The 19,100-nt window shown below is 37.1% G+C and carries 14 protein-coding genes; 10 read left to right on the top strand and 4 right to left on the bottom strand.

Annotated elements, in window-relative coordinates; genetic code table 11:
• The first annotated feature begins 419 nt into the window (after window positions 1-419).
• The gene (locus SGJ10_02935) at window positions 420-1,103 is read left to right on the top strand and encodes a hypothetical protein (GenBank protein ID MDZ4757080.1); all 684 of its coding nucleotides are present in this window, start codon (window positions 420-422) and stop codon (window positions 1,101-1,103) included.
• Between the two features lie 423 nt (window positions 1,104-1,526).
• On the opposite strand, the gene SGJ10_02940 is transcribed toward SGJ10_02935, so the two are convergent.
• The gene (locus tag SGJ10_02940; protein MDZ4757081.1) at window positions 1,527-2,930 is read right to left on the bottom strand and encodes an NFACT RNA binding domain-containing protein; all 1,404 of its coding nucleotides are present in this window, start codon (window positions 2,928-2,930) and stop codon (window positions 1,527-1,529) included.
• Between the two features lie 62 nt (window positions 2,931-2,992).
• Here SGJ10_02940 and SGJ10_02945 point away from each other — a divergent pair, with 62 nt between their 5' ends.
• From SGJ10_02945 to SGJ10_02965, 5 genes are all read left to right on the top strand, one after another.
• The gene (locus tag SGJ10_02945; GenBank protein MDZ4757082.1) at window positions 2,993-4,162 is read left to right on the top strand and encodes a glycosyltransferase family 4 protein; all 1,170 of its coding nucleotides are present in this window, start codon (window positions 2,993-2,995) and stop codon (window positions 4,160-4,162) included.
• 32 nt (window positions 4,163-4,194) lie between these two features.
• A complete protein-coding gene (locus tag SGJ10_02950; GenBank protein MDZ4757083.1) occupies window positions 4,195-6,360 on the top strand; it encodes a S46 family peptidase in 2,166 nt (721 codons plus the stop codon).
• Window positions 6,361-6,461: 101 nt separating this feature from the next.
• Window positions 6,462-7,106, top strand: a complete 645-nt coding sequence (gene rpe / locus SGJ10_02955; GenBank protein MDZ4757084.1) for a ribulose-phosphate 3-epimerase — start codon at window positions 6,462-6,464, stop codon at window positions 7,104-7,106.
• 217 nt (window positions 7,107-7,323) lie between these two features.
• Window positions 7,324-9,009 carry an energy-dependent translational throttle protein EttA gene (gene ettA, locus SGJ10_02960; GenBank protein ID MDZ4757085.1) on the top strand — a complete coding sequence of 562 codons (1,686 nt, stop codon included), beginning with the start codon at window positions 7,324-7,326 and terminating at the stop codon, window positions 9,007-9,009.
• 74 nt (window positions 9,010-9,083) lie between these two features.
• Window positions 9,084-9,878, top strand: coding sequence for a thymidylate synthase (locus tag SGJ10_02965; GenBank protein MDZ4757086.1), 795 nt, complete (start codon window positions 9,084-9,086; stop codon window positions 9,876-9,878).
• 564 nt (window positions 9,879-10,442) lie between these two features.
• On the opposite strand, the gene SGJ10_02970 is transcribed toward SGJ10_02965, so the two are convergent.
• A complete protein-coding gene (locus tag SGJ10_02970) occupies window positions 10,443-11,810 on the bottom strand; it encodes a hypothetical protein (protein MDZ4757087.1) in 1,368 nt (455 codons plus the stop codon).
• A 50-nt stretch (window positions 11,811-11,860) separates the two neighbouring features.
• Complete coding sequence (gene murQ, locus SGJ10_02975) at window positions 11,861-12,667, bottom strand: N-acetylmuramic acid 6-phosphate etherase (protein ID MDZ4757088.1); 807 nt, start codon at window positions 12,665-12,667, stop codon at window positions 11,861-11,863.
• A 56-nt stretch (window positions 12,668-12,723) separates the two neighbouring features.
• Between murQ and SGJ10_02980 the strand changes: the two genes are divergently transcribed.
• Both SGJ10_02980 and SGJ10_02985 read left to right on the top strand, forming a co-directional pair.
• Window positions 12,724-14,367, top strand: a complete 1,644-nt coding sequence (locus SGJ10_02980; protein ID MDZ4757089.1) for a S41 family peptidase — start codon at window positions 12,724-12,726, stop codon at window positions 14,365-14,367.
• A 50-nt stretch (window positions 14,368-14,417) separates the two neighbouring features.
• Window positions 14,418-14,963, top strand: coding sequence for a DinB family protein (locus SGJ10_02985; GenBank protein ID MDZ4757090.1), 546 nt, complete (start codon window positions 14,418-14,420; stop codon window positions 14,961-14,963).
• Window positions 14,964-15,051: 88 nt separating this feature from the next.
• Here SGJ10_02985 and SGJ10_02990 read toward each other — a convergent pair whose 3' ends face one another.
• On the bottom strand, window positions 15,052-16,494 hold the full coding sequence (locus SGJ10_02990) for a trypsin-like peptidase domain-containing protein (GenBank protein ID MDZ4757091.1): 1,443 nt from the start codon (window positions 16,492-16,494) through the stop codon (window positions 15,052-15,054).
• A 206-nt stretch (window positions 16,495-16,700) separates the two neighbouring features.
• Here SGJ10_02990 and SGJ10_02995 point away from each other — a divergent pair, with 206 nt between their 5' ends.
• Window positions 16,701-17,963, top strand: coding sequence for an ABC transporter permease (locus SGJ10_02995; protein ID MDZ4757092.1), 1,263 nt, complete (start codon window positions 16,701-16,703; stop codon window positions 17,961-17,963).
• Window positions 17,964-18,017: 54 nt separating this feature from the next.
• Window positions 18,018-18,797, top strand: coding sequence for a nucleoside triphosphate pyrophosphohydrolase (mazG, locus tag SGJ10_03000; protein MDZ4757093.1), 780 nt, complete (start codon window positions 18,018-18,020; stop codon window positions 18,795-18,797).
• Window positions 18,798-19,100 lie beyond the last annotated feature (303 nt).

A 19,100-nucleotide genomic window follows, 5' to 3' on the forward strand; every position in this document is an offset into this window, starting at 1 on the left:
GCCTTATAGAATATGAAGTTTGGTTAATTGTAAACATTTTATTTCTTGAATTGGAGTACAGTGGATGCATTTAAATAGGTACTTTTAATTTTCGTTTTTAAAAAAGCTATTTTTTAAAAAATGTGATTTTCAATGTGAATAAACCTTCTGAAATAAAAAAGTATTGTGATATATAAACGGAGGTTTTTTAAAAACTGTATATTTTAGTAAGAAGTCAGTAAAAATGGGGTTATAAGAGCATATATATATTATTTTTCGGGATTTAATGTAACATAATAAATGGGTTTGCGGAGCGGTATGTGTTTTATAAATTGTACACTTGTTAACAATTGTGAAAAAATATATAAAGAAAAAATTTGGTAGAAACAAATATCATAGTGATTTTTGCATCACTAATTAAAATTAATTATTATAATACAATGGCAAAAAAAGTAACCAAACCTGCGAAAGCTCCGAAAAAAGCTGCCGCACCTGCTAAAGCAAAATCTGCTAAAGCAAAAGTATCGAGTGCAAAACCTGCTGCAAAAGCGAAGGCTGCAAAATCATCTGGCCGTCCAAAAGGATCTGGAAAAGCTGCTCCTAAAAAAGCATCTAACCGTGTAACTTTTGCTGACAAAATGTTGGCTGCAATTAAAAAAGAAGGTCGCATGATGACCTCTCATGAAATTGCAACTAAAATGGTAAGCCCTGGAAAAACACTTGCAAAAGTGAAAGCATATCTAAACATTAAAATTGTTGAGATGACCAAAAAAGGTATGTTGCACCGTGAAAAAATCGGACCTAAATTCCATTATGGAATTAAAGGTGTATCTGCAAAACCTGCTGCTCCAAAAGCTGCTCCTAAAAAGGCTGCTAAGAAAAAAGGTGCTCCAAAGAAAGCCGCTGCTAAAAAAGGTGCTCCAAAGAAAGCCGCTGCTAAGAAAGCCGCTCCAAAGAAAGCTGGTGCTAAGAAAGCTGCTCCTAAAAAAGCTGCTAAGAAAGCTGCTCCAAAGAAAGCTGCTAAACCAGCCGCTAAGAAAGCCGCTAAACCAGCCGCTAAGAAAGCTGCTAAACCAGCAGCCAAGAAAGCCGCTGTTAAAGCAGCTCCAAAAGCTAAAAAATAATCCAGTACTTTTTAGTATTAAAAACCCATCTCATATCGAGGTGGGTTTTTTTTTGCTATATGGATTATAGAAATCTGCGATTCTTTATTTTATACCGAAACTCAATATATAATAGTCCAAAAGAAAGGGACTAATCCCGAATGCTTTCATGATGTAGTTCGGCATTACCATTCTACAAACCAAATCCGCCACAGGCGGAGAACTATTTTAGTTTAAGAATTGGAATTAAATACAAATATATAATCATTAAGGAATTAAGAACATGGAGTGAATACAGTTAGTGTTATTGATGTTTGCAAAAAACAATGTAGGTCTCCCTCACATCCCATTCGCTGCGGCGAACTAAATCCTATTGTAATATCATATCAGGGTTGTTTTTCCCCATTTGCAAAATGGTAAATTAATTCCAAATTCTCTCTCAAATCACAGCTCATTGTCGGGTTTTACATCTATAATATCATAACGCTCCACACTTACCTGTCCTGGGTTTGCACCACGTGGACGCCTCACATATTTCTTAAACGTTTTGATTACAGGGACCATATTACTATGTTTATTTTTTGAATTTGCTGCAGCCAACGCCGCTGCTTTATATATGATATGCTGCGGTACGGTTTCAATACTACTACTTCTAATAATTACATGCGAACCGCTCACCCCAAAAGCATGAAACCATAAATCATTTTTATGTGCCAATTGATGCGTCAGTTTATCATTCGATTCACTGCTTTTACCAATCCAAATTTCAAAACCTTCTATAATGATTTGGCGGATGCCCGCAATTTTATTATCCGCTTTTTCTACTTTGCTTTTTTCGGTTTTTGTGGGTTGACCAGTATCATAAAGATGTTCTTTGAAATAATTTATCTGCTTTTGCAAATGCTTGATATCACTACTACTCCTGTTGATGGACTGCTCCAAAAAACCAATTTCAATTTTCCTGTTTTTTTGTTTTCGGAACAATACCTCTGCATTTTGTTGTGGACTAATTTTAGGATTTAACTTAACCTTGATATTCGTATTGGTATAAAAATCGAGCATTTCTTTTTCTTCCATCCCTGTTATAATATCATTAATATTGGCTATTATAATATGAGCTATTTCATCCAAGGGACGGCTAAGTATTATATCATGTAAACGTTCCTCGTACTTTTGTAAATTCTTGCTCAGAGATTTCTCCTTTTGTATAACTTGTGACAACTGCTCGTGGTTTTTATTATACGAATGTTTGAAGCGGAAATACAGTTTCGAAAAATTGTCCAAGGCATCATACACATTCTGGGCTATATATAATATGGAGGTTTCTGCTTGCTGATTTTCTATTTGATAGGTCCCATTTTCTTTCAGCATTAATTTTATGATGAATGGGTTGACCTTAGGTACAATATTTTTTTCTGGATCTATTTGGTTGATGTTTGCTTTCAAATCATTTTGCAGATGGCTACGAAATATTTTCACCGCTTCACCATTTTTAAGGAGTATTATATTCCCCATACTGCCATAAAATCTAATCCAGACTGCATATCCATTATAGAAATTGAGGATAATGCTCCTTTCGTTTTCAAAATAATTGATGGATGATATTTGTTGGTTAATGATTTCCGCAAATTGCACCAAATCAGTTTTCTTGTGTTTTGAAAACTCATTGAGCAAAAAACTTCCTTCGTTCAAAAACTCCAATTTGAGGTGTAATTGATTTTTATCTTTTTCAAAAAACAAATAGATAGTTTCTTTCGACCTACTGAAGCATGCTGTAAGGTATGCACCGTTCCAGTTTTCTTCAAACCATTTCCCCAAATCTTTTATTACCGGCCATTGATTGAACATGTTTGCAAAAATAAATTTATTTAGCCCGACTATTCACTTTTAATTTGCACTATTATTTTAGTTTGAATATTTTAATTATATATCAGGGAGATTTTCCCGAGGGTGGAGCAGGTACTTCGCGTATCAAAGATTTTTGCAAAGGTCTGCAAGAACTAGGGCATCATACCAAGTTGATGCTAATGTGGGCTTCGCATTTTAATGATTCAGGAATTAATACTGCTACTGAGGGAAATTATGAAAACACCCCTTATATATATATAAACAAAAGAAATACCCGTCCCAAAAGTTATATCGGTAAATTTTTCGACACGGTTAAATCTTTGTTTCGAACCAATCGTTACCTTATAAAAAACCGCAAAAATATTGATGTATTGTTCCTGTACTCGCCCGATATACATTATTATATACATATATATATGCTCGCCCGCATACTTTCTATACCTGTGGTGATAGAGCAAACAGAACTTAAATCGTCGCAATATTGGCAATACAAAAAAAGTATGTTTTATTATTTGAATAAATTCGACGAAAGATTTTCTCATTTTTTTGCCAAACATATTACCGTAAATTCAACCCGCTTGCAGCAGTATTATATAAAAAGTTATGGAACTGAACGGGTACACCTCCTCTCCAATACCATTGATAGTTCTAGGTTTGCTCATATTATAATACCAACCAAAGGGTGTATTGGATATATAGGTTCGTTTGGGGTAAAGGATGGCTTGTTATTAATTATTGAAGCATTTGCAGAAGCAAAAAAAGAGCATGATTTTATCACTTTAAAATTGATGGGATATTGTGAAAACCAAAAAAACATTTTGGAGTTGATCAAAAAATTGGGAATTGAAAACAGTGTTGAATTAACAGGGCCGCTCCTATATAATGAGGTGCCCGCACAATTGCAAAATTGCGATTTACTATTGATGAACCGCATAGACAGTACGTATGCAAACTTTGGCTTTCCCAATAAATTGGGTGAATATATGGCTACTGGGAACCCCGTAATATCAACCGATGTAAGTGATGTGTCTTTATATTTTACACACGGGGAAGATTTATATATTATACCTCCCAATAATACAGCGGCACTAGCAATGGGAATTATAGAGCGATATGATGATGTGGATAAATTTGACCAAATGGGAATTAGCGGTAAACAAAAGGCATTGGCGTTGTTTGATTACAAATTGGTTTGCACAAAATTAGAATCTGTTCTCAAAAAAGCCCTTTAGCAGGCTTTCGACATTACTTTTGCCAAGTATTTATGAATTTTAGATCCGCTGTTACCAAACGAAAAAGTAAACTCCTATTATTGGTTTTACTAAGCATCACCCTACAATCTAACAAATCGGATGAGGGTATATTTCCCTTATCATCATTGTCTGGCTTGGATTTGAAGAAAGCAGGCCTCAAAATTTCGCCCAAAGAATTATATAATCCTGAAGGGGTTAGTTTAATTGATGCGGTGGTGAGATTGGGTGGCTGCACAGGTTCATTTGTATCGCCTGATGGGCTTATAATTACCAACCATCACTGTGCATTTGGTGCCACGGCTTCCATCAGCGATTCGGCCCACGATTATATTACCAATGGTTTTAAAGCGAGTACCCACGAAGATGAACGCTCTGTTGATTTGCCTGTAAAAATTACAGTTTCGTATAAAGATGTTTCAGCAGAAGTTTTGCAAGAAGCTAATAAAATAAGTGACCCTGTGGTACGCATCAAATCTATCAATGATAAAATTAAACAGATTGAGCAATCAGAACGTGAAAAAAACCCAGGCTTATTATGCGAAATGTCGGAGATGTTCACGGGCAAACAATATGTATTGTTCCGTTACAAAACAATAAAAGATGTGAGGTTGGTTTATGTGCCTCCCCGCAGTGTGGGTGAGTACGGTGGCGAAACGGATAACTGGGTATGGCCTCGCCACTCGGGCGATTTCTCGTTTGTGCGTGCTTATGTTGCTCCCGATGGAAGCCCGGCCGCATATTCTCCGAATAATGTTCCTTACAAACCTGCCAAACATTTTAAAATTAATGCAAGTTCGCTCAAAGAAGAAGATTTCGTATTTATACTCGGTTACCCAGGTCGCACTTTCAGGCACCAACCTTCGCAGTTTTTTGAATACCATCAGGATCATCAACTGCCTTTTATATCAAAAGTATATGATTGGCAAATTGCAAAAATGGAAGAACTAGGCAAAGGGAATAAAAACCTCGAACTTGTCTATAGCAGCCGTGTAAAACAATTGGCCAATGTAACCAAAAACTATAAAGGTAAAATGCAAGGGTTCAGACGTATCGGGCTTTTGCAAAATAAAATTGATGAAGAAACGGCTATGCAAACTTTTATAGAAAACGACGCATTGCTTACGGATCAGTATGGAACTTTATTGCGTGATATTGATAAAATATATATTGATAAAATAGCTGATGCCGATAAATATTTGTGGCTAACGCAATTGATGAATACACCGGGGATTTTTAAAGCTGCCATGGTGCTCAATAGATATAGAAAAGAGAACCAAGCCTTGATGAAAAATAAATGGGAAGAGTTGCTTGAATCGAATGCCAAAGTAATACGTGCTGAGATTAGAGATGCTTATGGCCAAAAGCATCCAGAGTTCGACAAAGGTTGGCTTACGATGATGTTTACCGATTGTGTAGACCGAAGGTTGATCAATATTTTTGCAGGAAATGGAGCGGTTATCAACGACCCCAATCCACGAAAAGCAATAGGTGATTTTGTAAGCCATATTATAAAAAACAGTTATCTGAACGACTCCAAAAAAATAGATACTTTATTGGCAACCAAACCTTCAAAAGTTTTCAAAAACTTCGACGATTTACAACGTATGTCTAAAGTAATATATGATTATTATATTGAATTGGATGCACGCAGAATAAAGCAGGACGCAGCTTTGAATCAGCTACTGTCGAAGTATGTGGAAATAAAAATGTATTGGAAAAAACAAAATTTTACGCCCGATGCCAATATAACTTTACGTTTTACTTATGGTTATGTGCGTGGCTACAAACCTAATGATGGTGAGTATAATAAGCCTTTTACTACATTGAAAGGTATTATAGAAAAATGCGATAACAATACTTTTGTTATGCCTGCTAGTTATCAGCAGTTATATGAACAAAAAGACTATGATAAATATATGGATATAAATCTCGGAGATTTGCCTGTAGATTTTTTATATAATTTAGATACAACTGGTGGCAATAGCGGAAGCCCTGTATTAAATGCCTATGGCGAATTAGTAGGTGTGAATTTCGACCGTGCATATACAGCTACCATTAATGATTATGCTTGGAACGAAAACTATAGCCGCTCCGTAGGATGTGATATTAGATATGTATGTTGGGTACTGAAAAAAGTGGCCAATGCAGATAATTTATTAAAAGAACTTGGACAATAAAAATGGTTAATTATTAATGGTAAATTATTAATGTTATATATCTAGTAAATGTATCCTGTAAAGTAAAAAAATCATTAAATCAAACCTCATTAAATCATTCAATGTTAATTGCTCCTTCCATACTAGCTGCTGATTTTGCAAACTTGCAAAAGGAAACAGAAATGCTCAATAATAGCACAGCCGACTGGATACATGTGGATGTGATGGACGGCATGTTTGTGCCCAATATATCATTTGGAATTCCGGTAATACAAGCGATAAAAAAGCATAGTAAAAAACCATTGGATGTGCATTTAATGATTGTAGATCCTGATAGATATTTGCAAGCTTTCAAAAATGCAGGAGCTGATAATTTATCGGTACATATAGAAGCTTGCCACCATTTGCACCGCACCATTCAAGGAATTAAAGAGTTGGGAATGAAGGCAGGCGTTGCTATTAATCCGCATACATCTATTCATGGATTATTTGATATTATAGCTGATATAGATTTGATATGTGTGATGAGTGTGAATCCAGGTTTTGGTGGGCAAAAATTTATTGAAAATACTTATGATAAAGTATCACGATTAAAAGATATGATTCTGCAAAAATCATCGAAAGCTATGATAGAAATTGATGGTGGAGTTAATATACAAAATGCTCCAAAACTTAGAGATGCTGGGGCAGATGTTTTAGTTGCAGGTAATTTCGTTTTCGCTTCCAGTAATCCTTTGCAGGTTATTGAGGAGTTGAAGGCCGTTTAAAACGTCATTCTGAGTCTCGTCAAAACAAGAGCTTGAAATTTTGACATATTACTTTGACGAGACTCAGAATCTGTTGAATTCGGAGATGTTATTTGCAGATTCTTCGCTCGAATTCCGATAAGTCGGGATCAGAATGACGTTATGAATGATGAAAAAAATTTCCATCAAACCATATAGCAAAGTATAGTAACTTTGCATCATATTATTTAACCAAAACATGAGTAACGAACCCCACAAAATTATTTTCTCGATGGCCAAGGTGAGCAAGACTTACCCGCCAAATAAACAAGTACTTAAAGATATATACTTATCATTTTTCTACGGAGCTAAAATTGGAGTTTTAGGACTCAATGGTTCGGGCAAATCGAGCTTGCTTAAAATTATTGCAGGCATTGATAAAAGCTATAATGGTGAGGTCGTGTTTAACCAAGATTTTAAAATTGGATATTTGGCCCAAGAACCAGAATTGGACGAAACCAAAACTGTGAAAGAAGTGGTGAGTGAAGGTGTTCAGCATATCATGGATATATTGAATGAGTATAATGAAATCAATGAAAAATTAGGAACTCCTGAAGTATATGAAAATGCGGATGTGATGGAAAAATTCCTGAACCGTCAGGGCGAATTGCAAGATAAAATTGATGCCACAGATGCTTGGGAACTTGATACAAAATTAGACAAAGCCATGGACGCACTTCGTTGCCCCGATGCCGATACACCTATAAAAGTATTATCGGGTGGAGAACGCCGCCGCGTTGCACTTTGCCGTTTGCTATTAAGTGAGCCTGATATATTATTATTGGATGAGCCTACCAACCATTTGGATGCAGAAAGTGTAGAATGGCTCGAAACATTTTTGAAAACATATAAAGGTACTGTTATAGCAGTAACGCACGATAGATATTTCTTAGATAATGTGGCGGGTTGGATATTAGAATTGGATAGGGGAGAAGGTATTCCATGGCAAGGCAATTATACAAGTTGGCTCGAGCAAAAAACCAAACGCATGGCTGCCGAAGAAAAAAGCGAAGGCAAACGCCAAAAATCATTAGAGCGTGAATTGGAATGGGTTCGTATGGCACCAAAAGCTCGCCATGCCAAGAGCAAAGCCCGTCTTGGAGCTTATGATAGAATGATGAGCGAAGAAGGAAAAGAGAAAGAACAAAAATTAGAATTATATATTCCACCAGGACCTCGTTTGGGCGATGTAGTTATTGAAGCACATGATGTGAGCAAAGCATTTGGCAGTAAATTACTATATGAAAATTTAAATATAAGTTTACCTCGTGGTGGTATCGTTGGTATTATAGGCCCCAATGGTGTAGGAAAAACTACTTTGTTCCGTATGATAATGGGGTTAGAACAACCCGATAGTGGCACGTTCAAAGTAGGGGAGACTGTAAAAATTTCTTATGTCGATCAAAGTCACGAAGCATTACTGCCAAACAAAACTGTATATGAAGTGGTGAGTGGCGGACTTGATAATTTGGTAGTAGGAAATGTGACGATGAATTCGAGAGCATATTTATCGAGATTCAATTTTAATGGCAATGACCAAAGCAAAATGGTGGGTGTATTATCAGGTGGTGAGCGTAACCGTTTGCACTTGGCTATGACATTGAAAGACGGAGGCAATGTATTACTATTAGACGAGCCTACAAATGATATAGATATTAATACACTTCGTGCACTGGAAGAAGGTATAGAAAACTTTGCAGGATGTGTGGTTATTATAAGTCACGACAGGTGGTTTATTGATAGAGTGGCCACACATATATTAGCTTTTGAAGGCAACTCACAAGTGCATTATTTCGAAGGCAATTATTCTGATTACGAAGAAAACAAAAAAGCAAGACTGGGTGATGTAACACCAAGAAGGACGAGATTTAAGGCGGTAGTATAACAGAATTACGAATTACGATTAAATGTATTATACAAATCGTAATTCGTAATTTGTAATTCGTAATTAAAAAATATATGAATCAATACGAAACATTACTCAAACATGTATATAATAACGGCACATTAAAAAGTGACCGAACTGGTACTGGAACGAAATCAGTTTTTGGATATCAGATGCGATTTAATTTGCAGGAAGGTTTCCCGATGGTGACTACCAAAAGAGTACATTTAAAATCTATTATACATGAATTATTATGGTTTTTGAAAGGTGAAACCAATACCAAATATTTAAAAGAAAACGGCGTAACAATATGGGACGAATGGGCTGACGAAAAAGGAGAGCTTGGCCCTGTATATGGCTACCAGTGGCGTAGTTGGCCTGCTCCCGATGGGAAACATATAGACCAAGTATCAGAAGTATTACAACAACTTAAAACAAATCCCGATAGCCGACGTATGATCGTGAGTGCATGGAATGTGGCTGATTTGCCACGTATGGCTTTGATGCCTTGTCATGCTTTTTTTCAGTTTTATGTAGCCGATGGAAAACTCAGTTGTCAATTATATCAACGCAGTGCCGATTTGTTTTTGGGCGTTCCATTTAATATAGCATCCTATGCTTTGCTTACTTTAATGGTAGCACAAGAGTGCAATTTACAACCAGGCGATTTTATACATACACTCGGCGATGCACATATATATAGTAATCATTTCGAGCAAGTGGAATTGCAATTGAGCCGTGAACCGCGTCCTTATCCAACAATGAAATTAAACCCCAACATAAAATCAGTTTTCGATTTTGTATATGATGATTTTACGTTGGAAAATTATGACCCGTGGCCTGCTATTAAAGGTAGGGTGGCGGTGTAGGTGTTATCTTTAATAACAAGTTTAGAGTATGAAAAAAATATTGCTGTATACCTACTTTATTTTTACATTATCGGCATAGTATTGTGGGGGCTAATACCTCTAAATAATTTCGGTGGCTATAAATTCATTCAAGTTGGATTGATTTTACAGTAAAAACCAAAAGCATTTAGGTTTTGTCATGCCGACGATAGGAGGCATCTATTTTTTTTATATGATGAGATGCCTCGTCCCTCGGCATGACAAAACTCCCAAAATCTTCCTTCTATGGCGAGTCCGCTGCTGGAAACTCTCAGCCGAAAATCGCAATTTGCGACATCAAGTTTTCGCATTCCACTATGAGTCTCTCTAAGAGGATTTATCAGGAGAGTCAGATGTGTAAAAAGTGAAAAAGATTTAAGAACAAGGAACAATGTCCCAGTAATTATCGGGCTTAGATTTTAGAAAATTTTAAAACTTCTTCATTCTTTCCGCCGCGGCGGACGTTAATCCTTGTTCATTATTATTCTTTTATTTTGACTCATAAAATCAGGCGAATGTCCCCATCCGCCGACGGCGAACCGAATCCTATTTCCCGAATCCCATCTTCTTCCTAAACCTTTGCCACCAAGTTAATTTCTTAATGTTTTTTTCTTTATCCTTGTCCACTACTTTGGGTTCTGGTTTATAATCGTAAAACTGTTCGCACTCTCCAGCCATTTTGCCATCTATTCGTATATATATTCCCTTTGCATCTTTTTTGAAATTGATGCCACCAATATTTACTGTTTCTTGTCCTATACCCGTGCTTTGCATACTATATATATCTTCTTCTATCGTATGTATAGAACCTCCTGTTTTTGCGGCCAAGTTTAGGTACATGGGATTGATGCCGTTTTGTGTGCCACATAATATAATTTTGATGGGCACTTTTATACTGTCACTTATGATATAGTCTCTCACACAAGCACTATTATCTGCAATCAAAATAAGCTCATTAAAATCGGGAAAAAATTGTATCGCTTTTATCATGGCTTCAATATCGTTCTCGGGAATATCGCCACCGCTCCCATTTTTCATTACCAAGCGGAATAGCTTAATTACATCGTCTAACCTATCAGCTTTTTCGTGATATATACCACCCGCATAGCCAAGCTTTTTCAAGTACTCGGGTTTGTTGTCGCCATCGTTGAAAAAAGAAAAATATCGAATCCCACTTTGGTTATAGTGCAAGCTATGCCATAGCACACATGATGCTCCATATTGATACATGCTACTGGTCCAGTCCATAACCACCAACGACTTACGCCATTCGGGATGACGGTCGAATATTTTATAAACAGTAGAATCGGTTATGCCGCCCTGTTCTTTTATAAATGCTTCCACATCTTTACGATAAGTCATTTGCAAGCGAGGGCTTACGGCAATTTGGCGTCTATGCTGCTCACGTTTTAGCTCTATAGTTTTTGAGTCAAATATTTTATAGGTAATTGTGATGCCATGCTTGTAGCTTTTTGCTTCTTTGGCATTTTTGCAACCAGTTTGGTAAACAATATGATAATTGATATGAGCATCATTTAGGTTGCTATCCAACCTAAACAGTTCCATTAAACGTTCGTTGAGCAAATAGTGGTAACCTATCGACCATTTATTTTTATCGAGCGGGTATCGGGTATAAACTAAGGTTATATCAGTTACATCCATCGAATCGTAGTCGGGACGCCAATAAGAAGGATTGCGTATGATAGCTGAAGCATAACCATTTTGAAGAAAAACAGTATTAGCCATTGCTGTTTCATATACAGGAATTTCTATGGTAGCGAAACGTGTTTCCACTGCTTCATCGTGGTTTTGTAGCAGACTAGGTTCAAATTTTTTAACAGTGAGTTGAGCTTGCAAACTATGCGTAAGCAAGAAACTAATAATTATATATAAGTATGTATTTTTCTTTGCCAAAAAATGATGATATGGTTACCTAAAAATCTTTCAAATATCAGTTATTCCAATCAAACCATAAAAAAATCAATTGCTTTTCTCACGCTACCATGTTTTTGGAGCAATCCAACTGCTTGTTTTTCATCAACTTCAAGTTGTTCCATAATCATACGCACACCACGGTCAATAAGTTTATTATTGGTCGGGGTCATATCCACCATTTTATTCCCTTTTACTCTTCCCATCTTTATCATCACCGAGGTGGTGAGTATATTAAGCACTAGCTTTTGTGCGGTACCTGCTTTCATTCGCGTTGAGCCAGTTACAAACTCAGGCCCTACCACTATTTCTACTGGGAATTTACAAACTTTAGCTATTGAACTTTCTGTATTACATACAATACAACCTGTGGAGATGCCTTTTGTATCGCACATTTGCAAGGCACCAAGCACATAAGGAGTAGAACCGCTAGCAGCAATACCTACTACGAAATCGCTTTCGGTTACATGGTATTCTTCCAAATCTTTCCATCCCTGTTCCATACTGTCTTCGGCAAATTCAACGGCTTTGCGGATGGCCTTGTCGCCACCTGCTATCATGCCTATTACCAATCCGTGGGGCACACCAAATGTTGGGGGGCATTCGCTGGCATCCAATATTCCCAATCGTCCGCTTGTACCTGCACCCAAATAAAATAAGCGACCACCGTTATTCAGTTTTTCATATACAGCATCAACCAATTTTCCTATGTGTGGCAAGGCTTTGCTCACTGCATTGGCCACGGTTTGGTCTTCGCGGTTTATGTTTGAAATAAGCTCCGCAGTGCTCATCGTTTCCAAATTATTGTAATTAGAATCAGATTCTGTAGTCTTTTGCATACAAGGGTTCAAAAGTTTTTAATGAAATTTGACTACAAGTCTACACTTTTGCAAGAATGAATGAAGAAGAAAATATTCCACAGCTTGAGCATAACAAAGACTACAGTAAAGCGGGAATGCGGTATTTGCTATATTTTGTGTTATTGGCTACAGGTGTTGGAATTGGAATTTTATTGAAACCAAAAGGATTTTCATCGAGGAAAAGTTATACATCAACAGAGGATGTTATCAACTTAATTAAAAATGCTTATGTAGATACCGTGAGCGAGGGCAAATTACAAAAGGCTGCGATTGAAGGCTTATTGCAGGAGCTCGATCCGCACTCTGTTTATATTCCCGCCGATGAGCTTTCGGCCCTAGAAGCCCCGCTTAACGGGAACTTTGAAGGTATAGGGGTCGAGTTTAATATATTGGATGATACTGTGATGGTGGTGAACGTGATTAATGGAGGGCCTAGTCAGCAAGCAGGCATTTTTGCAGATGATCGGATAGTGAGCGTGGATGGAAATAAAATAGCAGGTGTGAAAATAACCAACGACAAAGTGATGAAAACGCTTAAAGGGCCTAAGAATACCAAGGTCAAGATTGGAATTTTCCGTAGGTCAACAGGCAAAATTATATACTTCACCATCACCCGTGGCAAAATACCAATATACAGTGTGGATGCAGCTTACATGGTGGACAAAGCAACAGGTTATATAAAGATTAACCATTTTGGCTCCACTACTTATGAAGAGTTTTACAATAAATTGAAAGAGTTAGAAAATGATGGTTTAGAAAATTTGATTATAGACCTCAGAGGGAATGGCGGTGGTTATTTGGAGGCCGTTTGTCGTATTGCCGATGAGCTTTTAGATGACAATAAACTTATTATTTATACGAAAGGCGTACACCAAAAGCGTAAGGATTATAATGCCCGCACGAGTGGAATTTTTGAAAGCGGCAAACTAGTCATTTTGGTCGATGACCATTCAGCATCGGCAAGCGAAATACTCGCAGGGGCAGTGCAGGATTGGGATCGTGGACTTATAATTGGGCGACGCAGTTTTGGCAAAGGTTTGGTGCAAGAATCACTGAGTCTCGATGATGGTTCACAAATCAGATTAACTATTGCCAGATATTATACTCCATCGGGCAGATGTATACAGAAAAACTATGAGCCCAATGGTCACGCCGATTATGAAAACGAACTATATAGCCGCTATAAAGTTGACAGGATTTCAGATAGCATTCTAATGAGCAAAGCCCATAAATTTAAAACATCTAAGGGCCGAACAGTGGTGGATGGAATGGGCATTTCGCCAGATATATATATACCTGTAGACACCTCAAAAAACAGTGACTATTTAAGCCAGCTTTTGCAAAATGGATATATACAGCAGTACGTTTACCAGCTCACCGATGCGTATCCTGAATTGAAAAATATGAAAAACAAATCAAACCTTGATGTATGGTGGAATACACATCGCCAGAAACTTACTGAAGGGCTTACACAGTTTGCAAAAGGTAAAGGATTGCAGGTTGACAGGAACGGTTTTTCGAAGTCAATCTCTATTATAGAGCGTCAGTTAAAATCATATATTGCACGGAGAGCCTTGGGCGAAAATGAATTTATTAAAACGGCAAACGAAAACGATCCTTATATGAAGAAAGCACTGGAGTCGCTAAAATCCTATCCGCAAATATTAAATAAACAATAAGTTTATGCTTTATATATAATATATATATTACCCAATAACAAAAGACCAATATGAAAAAAGAAGTTATCATCACCAAACCATTGCCCCATGAATATCCAGAATGGTATGCTGCAGAAATAGCTGAGGTAAGTTATGATGAATTAATTCAAGGTTTTAAAGAATCGTTTTGCAAAACCTTTGATTTTTTATTAGATTTGGATGTAGAAATTTTAACTTATCGGTATGAGCCCGGCAAATGGACTATCAAAGAAATGTGGCAACACATTATAGATACTGAACGCATACTTTGTTACCGTGCATTACGATATGCCCGTGGCGATCAAAATGTATTACACCCATTCGACGAAAACGAGTTTGCAGCAGCAAGCAATGCACAAGATAGGAACTGGCGTAAAATGCTACAAGAATATACCGTAGTGCGAAATGGTTCTATTATGTTGTTCGAAAGTTTTGATGATGAAATGCTGGAGCGAATGGGCACGGCAGGCAAATCAAAAGCATCAGTACGAGCCCTAGGATTTCTAATATTGGGACACGAAATACATCATATCAATACCATTAATGAAAAGTATTTGAGTAGTTGGGAACCTGCTTAAATTAATTGCAAATTACGAATGTCAAATTACGAAAAGTTTTTGCCTCGTAATTCGTTCCGCCAGCGGCGAATCAAATTCGTAATTCTCCTTAGTATCTCAAAAAGCTATAATTCCCCACATTGCCATTTTGGTCAATGATTTTCATAGTAATACTTCCTGATGATTTTAAAATCGCATCTTCCAATTCGGTAGCGGTATTATAAGTTTTGCCATTGAACTTTAATATAATACTTCCATTTTGTAATCCCATTTGCTTAAGCGGGCCACCATTTATATTGTCAAGTTTAATCCCACCATCAATACTGTACTTTTCTTTTTCCTCAGCAGTTACTGGTGTTAAATCGGAATTGAGGGAATTGGAATGATACGTATTTTTATATAATATTTTATTGGTGCTTTCTTTACTGAACAATTTAATACTGGTGGTAGCTTGCACGCCTTTTCTCAAGTATATAATACTTAATACATCGCCAGGTCTGCGTAGGCTAATCTGTTCATCAAATACAGCTTTGCTTTCTATAGTTTTGCTGCCAGCTTTTATAATAATATCACCTTTTTGCAAGCCACCAATTTTAGCTGGGCCTTCATCCATTATACTATTTACATAAACCCCATTATTGCCTTTATAATCTATTTTTTCAGCAAGTTCTGCTTCTATATCTTTTACTTCCATTCCTGGATATCCGCGTTGTACTTCTCCAAATTTTTTCAGGTCATCCACTATTTTCGAAACCATATCAATCGGGATGGCAAAACCATAACCATTATATGATCCAGTATTTGATGCGATCGCAGTATTAATTCCAATCAAGTTGCCTTGCAGGTCTATCAAGGCCCCGCCCGAATTTCCAGGGTTAATTGCCGCATCAGTTTGTATAAAAGATTCGATGGGGAATTTGCTATTTACTACTCCTACATTACGACCTTTTGCACTTACGATACCTGCAGTAACGGTCGAAGTTAAATTGAACGGATTACCTACGGCCATTACCCAGTCGCCAACCAATAATTGCTCAGAATTCCCTATGGAAATAAACGGTAAATCGGTGGCTTGTATTTTTATCACAGCTAAATCTGTATTGGGGTCAGCACCTATTACACGGGCTTTGTAAGAGCGTTTGTTGCCATTGGTTATTACCTCTATTTGGTCGGCACCATCTATTACATGGTTATTCGTTACTATATAACCATCGGCTGAAAGTATCACTCCCGAACCTGAGGAAGCTGATGGCCCACGTTGCCCAAAAGGATCCCAACTAAAAAAATCGAAGAACGGGTCACGGCTCACGGCACGAGCCTCAGTTATTGTTTTAATAAATACCACGCAGGGCGTAGCTTTGGCCGATGCTCCCACAAACGAAGGCAGTGCTCCTGATACTGCGTAATTGGTGCGACTAATTACCGCAGGGTTTGCTTGCGATATTATATTGTTATTGTTCGATTTACTGAAATACATAAGAGCCATGCTACCTGCAAGGCCACTTAAAAGTCCGCATACAACGGATAAAGTAATAATTTTTTTGTAGTTCATAATGATTCTGATTTTTGTTTCAACGCACAAAATTAGGATTTTGTTATAATATAAAAGATTTTTTTTGTAGCTTTTTAAAAGTTTTAAACTTTCCCAATGCTTATGCCTAATTGTGAATTAACAAATTTTGCTCCATTACCGTTTTTACCTTTTGGAAAGTTTTAAACTTTCCAAAAGGTAAAAATAAACTTAGCTTTGCAATTCCAATGAAGACCCTATTATTATCATTACGTCTTATGGGCGAAGGCGTGTTATTCGCCTTCCAATCATTATGGCTCAATAAGCTGCGTTCCTTGCTATCGGTGTTGGGAATTACTATTGGTATATTTTGTATTATACTTGTTTTCACTATTACGGATTCGATGGTGAGCAATATAAAAACCAGTATACAAAGTTTGGGAAATGATGTAGTGTTTGTACAAAAATGGCCCTGGACTTTTGGGCCAGAATATCCTTGGTGGAAATATATGAATAGACCACAACCGCAAAAGGAAGATTTGGAAAAGTTAGACAGAAAAATTGGTCATATGGCCTATTCAGCTTTCACGGCAAACCTTGCCCCACGCACCCTTGAGTGGAATGCAAACTCGGCAGAAGGGGTAAGTATTACAGCAGTTTCCTATTCCTATAAAGAAGTAAAAAAACTAGAATTTCAGAATGGAAGATATTTCACGGAGTCCGAATCACGAGGTGGTAGAGCAGTGGCTTTGATTGGTTCAAATTTGGCCACTAGTTTATTTGGGGAAGGTGACCCTGTAGGGAAAATTATAGAAATGAAAGGACGCAAATTGCGTATTGCAGGGGTCTTCAAAAAGGAAGGGGAGAGTATGTTGGGCAATAGTTTGGATAACCAATTAATGGTACCAATGGAATATGCAATGGGTTTCGCCAATTTGAATCAGGACAATCGCAATCCCACTATTTTAGTAAAAGGTCGAGAAGGTGTTGGGCTCGACCAATTAGAAAACGAACTTCAAGGCGATATGCGGGCTATCCGACATTTGAAACCGCAAGACGATCCCAATTTTGCACTCAATAAAATAACTTTATTAACCACCACGCTCGAAGGTTTTTTTGCAGCACTTACTATGGCAGGTTGGCTTATCGGAGGTTTATCCATTTTAGTGGGAGGTTTTGGAATTGCCAATATTATGTTCGTATCAGTTAAAGAAAGGACCAATCAAATTGGTATACAAAAATCCTTGGGAGCAAAAAATAGTTTTATATTATTACAATTTTTATCTGAGTCGGTTGTGCTGAGTTTGTTGGGTGGACTTATTGGTATCTTCTTGGTTTGGTTACTCACACTTGCCTTTAAAAATGTGATGCCATTTGAAGTAACATTGGGCTTGAATAATATATTAACAGGTACTTTTGTTTCTATTATAATAGGAGTTGTATTTGGTATTATACCAGCTTATAATGGCTCGCGATTAGATCCCGCAGAAGCAATAAGAACGGGAATATGATACTATTTTATATTTTACAATTTTCATTTTTCATTTTTTTACATTATCATATATATGAATTCAATTGAACAGAAATTAGAAGCATTTAAACGCATACTTATTATCATGGATGAATTGCGTGAGCAATGCCCTTGGGACAAGGAACAAACCTTTGAAAGCTTACGTACGAATACCATAGAGGAGACTTATGAATTGTGCGATGCTATTATGGCTGGAGATATGAAGGAAATGAAAAAAGAACTCGGAGATTTATTACTACATATAGTTTTTTATAGCAGAATTGCTAGCGAAACTAAAGAGTTTGATATTGCTGATGTAATACATTCTTTATGCGAAAAATTAATTAATCGGCACCCACATATATATGGAAATGTGCAAGCTGATGATGCAGAACAAGTGAAACAAAACTGGGAACAAATTAAATTAAAAGAAGGAAATAAATCTGTATTGGGCGGTGTTCCAAATTCGTTGCCATCCTTGGTAAAAGCTTATCGCATGCAAGAGAAAGCTGCTAGTGTGGGTTTTGATTGGGATACCAAAGAACAAGTATGGGCCAAGGTGGATGAAGAATTAATTGAGTTGAAACACGAACTCGATAATGATAGTGCGATGGAAAAAAAAGAAGATGAGTTTGGCGATTTATTATTTGCATTAATTAATTATGGCCGTCACGCTGGCATCAATGCCGATAATGCTTTGGAGCGTACCAATCAAAAATTCAAAACACGATTTCATTATATAGAAGATCGAGCCAAAGCAGAAAATATAAACTTGAATGATGCAGGATTGGAATTGATGGATAGCTGGTGGAATGAGGCGAAGGGGAGGATTTGATAACGCTGCCAAGGCTTGTGCGTACGCGGAGTTGTCAAATCTGCATTGGAAATAAATTCAATATCGAAAAAGGATTAACGTCCGCCGCGGCGGAATGATTTTCAATACAATGAAACAAAATAAAATTCTATTTATAATTTTACTTGGTCTAGGATTAATACAGAAACTCAATATATAATAGTCCAAAAAAAAGTGGACTAGTCCCCCCGCATCCCGATAATTATCGGGATTAAGCGGGGCTTTCGGGATGTAGTTCGGCATTACCACCGAAACTCAATATATAATAGTCCAAAAGAAAGGGAC

This window comes from Bacteroidota bacterium (genome assembly GCA_034439655.1).
Lineage (GTDB): Bacteria > Bacteroidota > Bacteroidia > UKL13-3 > UKL13-3 > CANJUD01.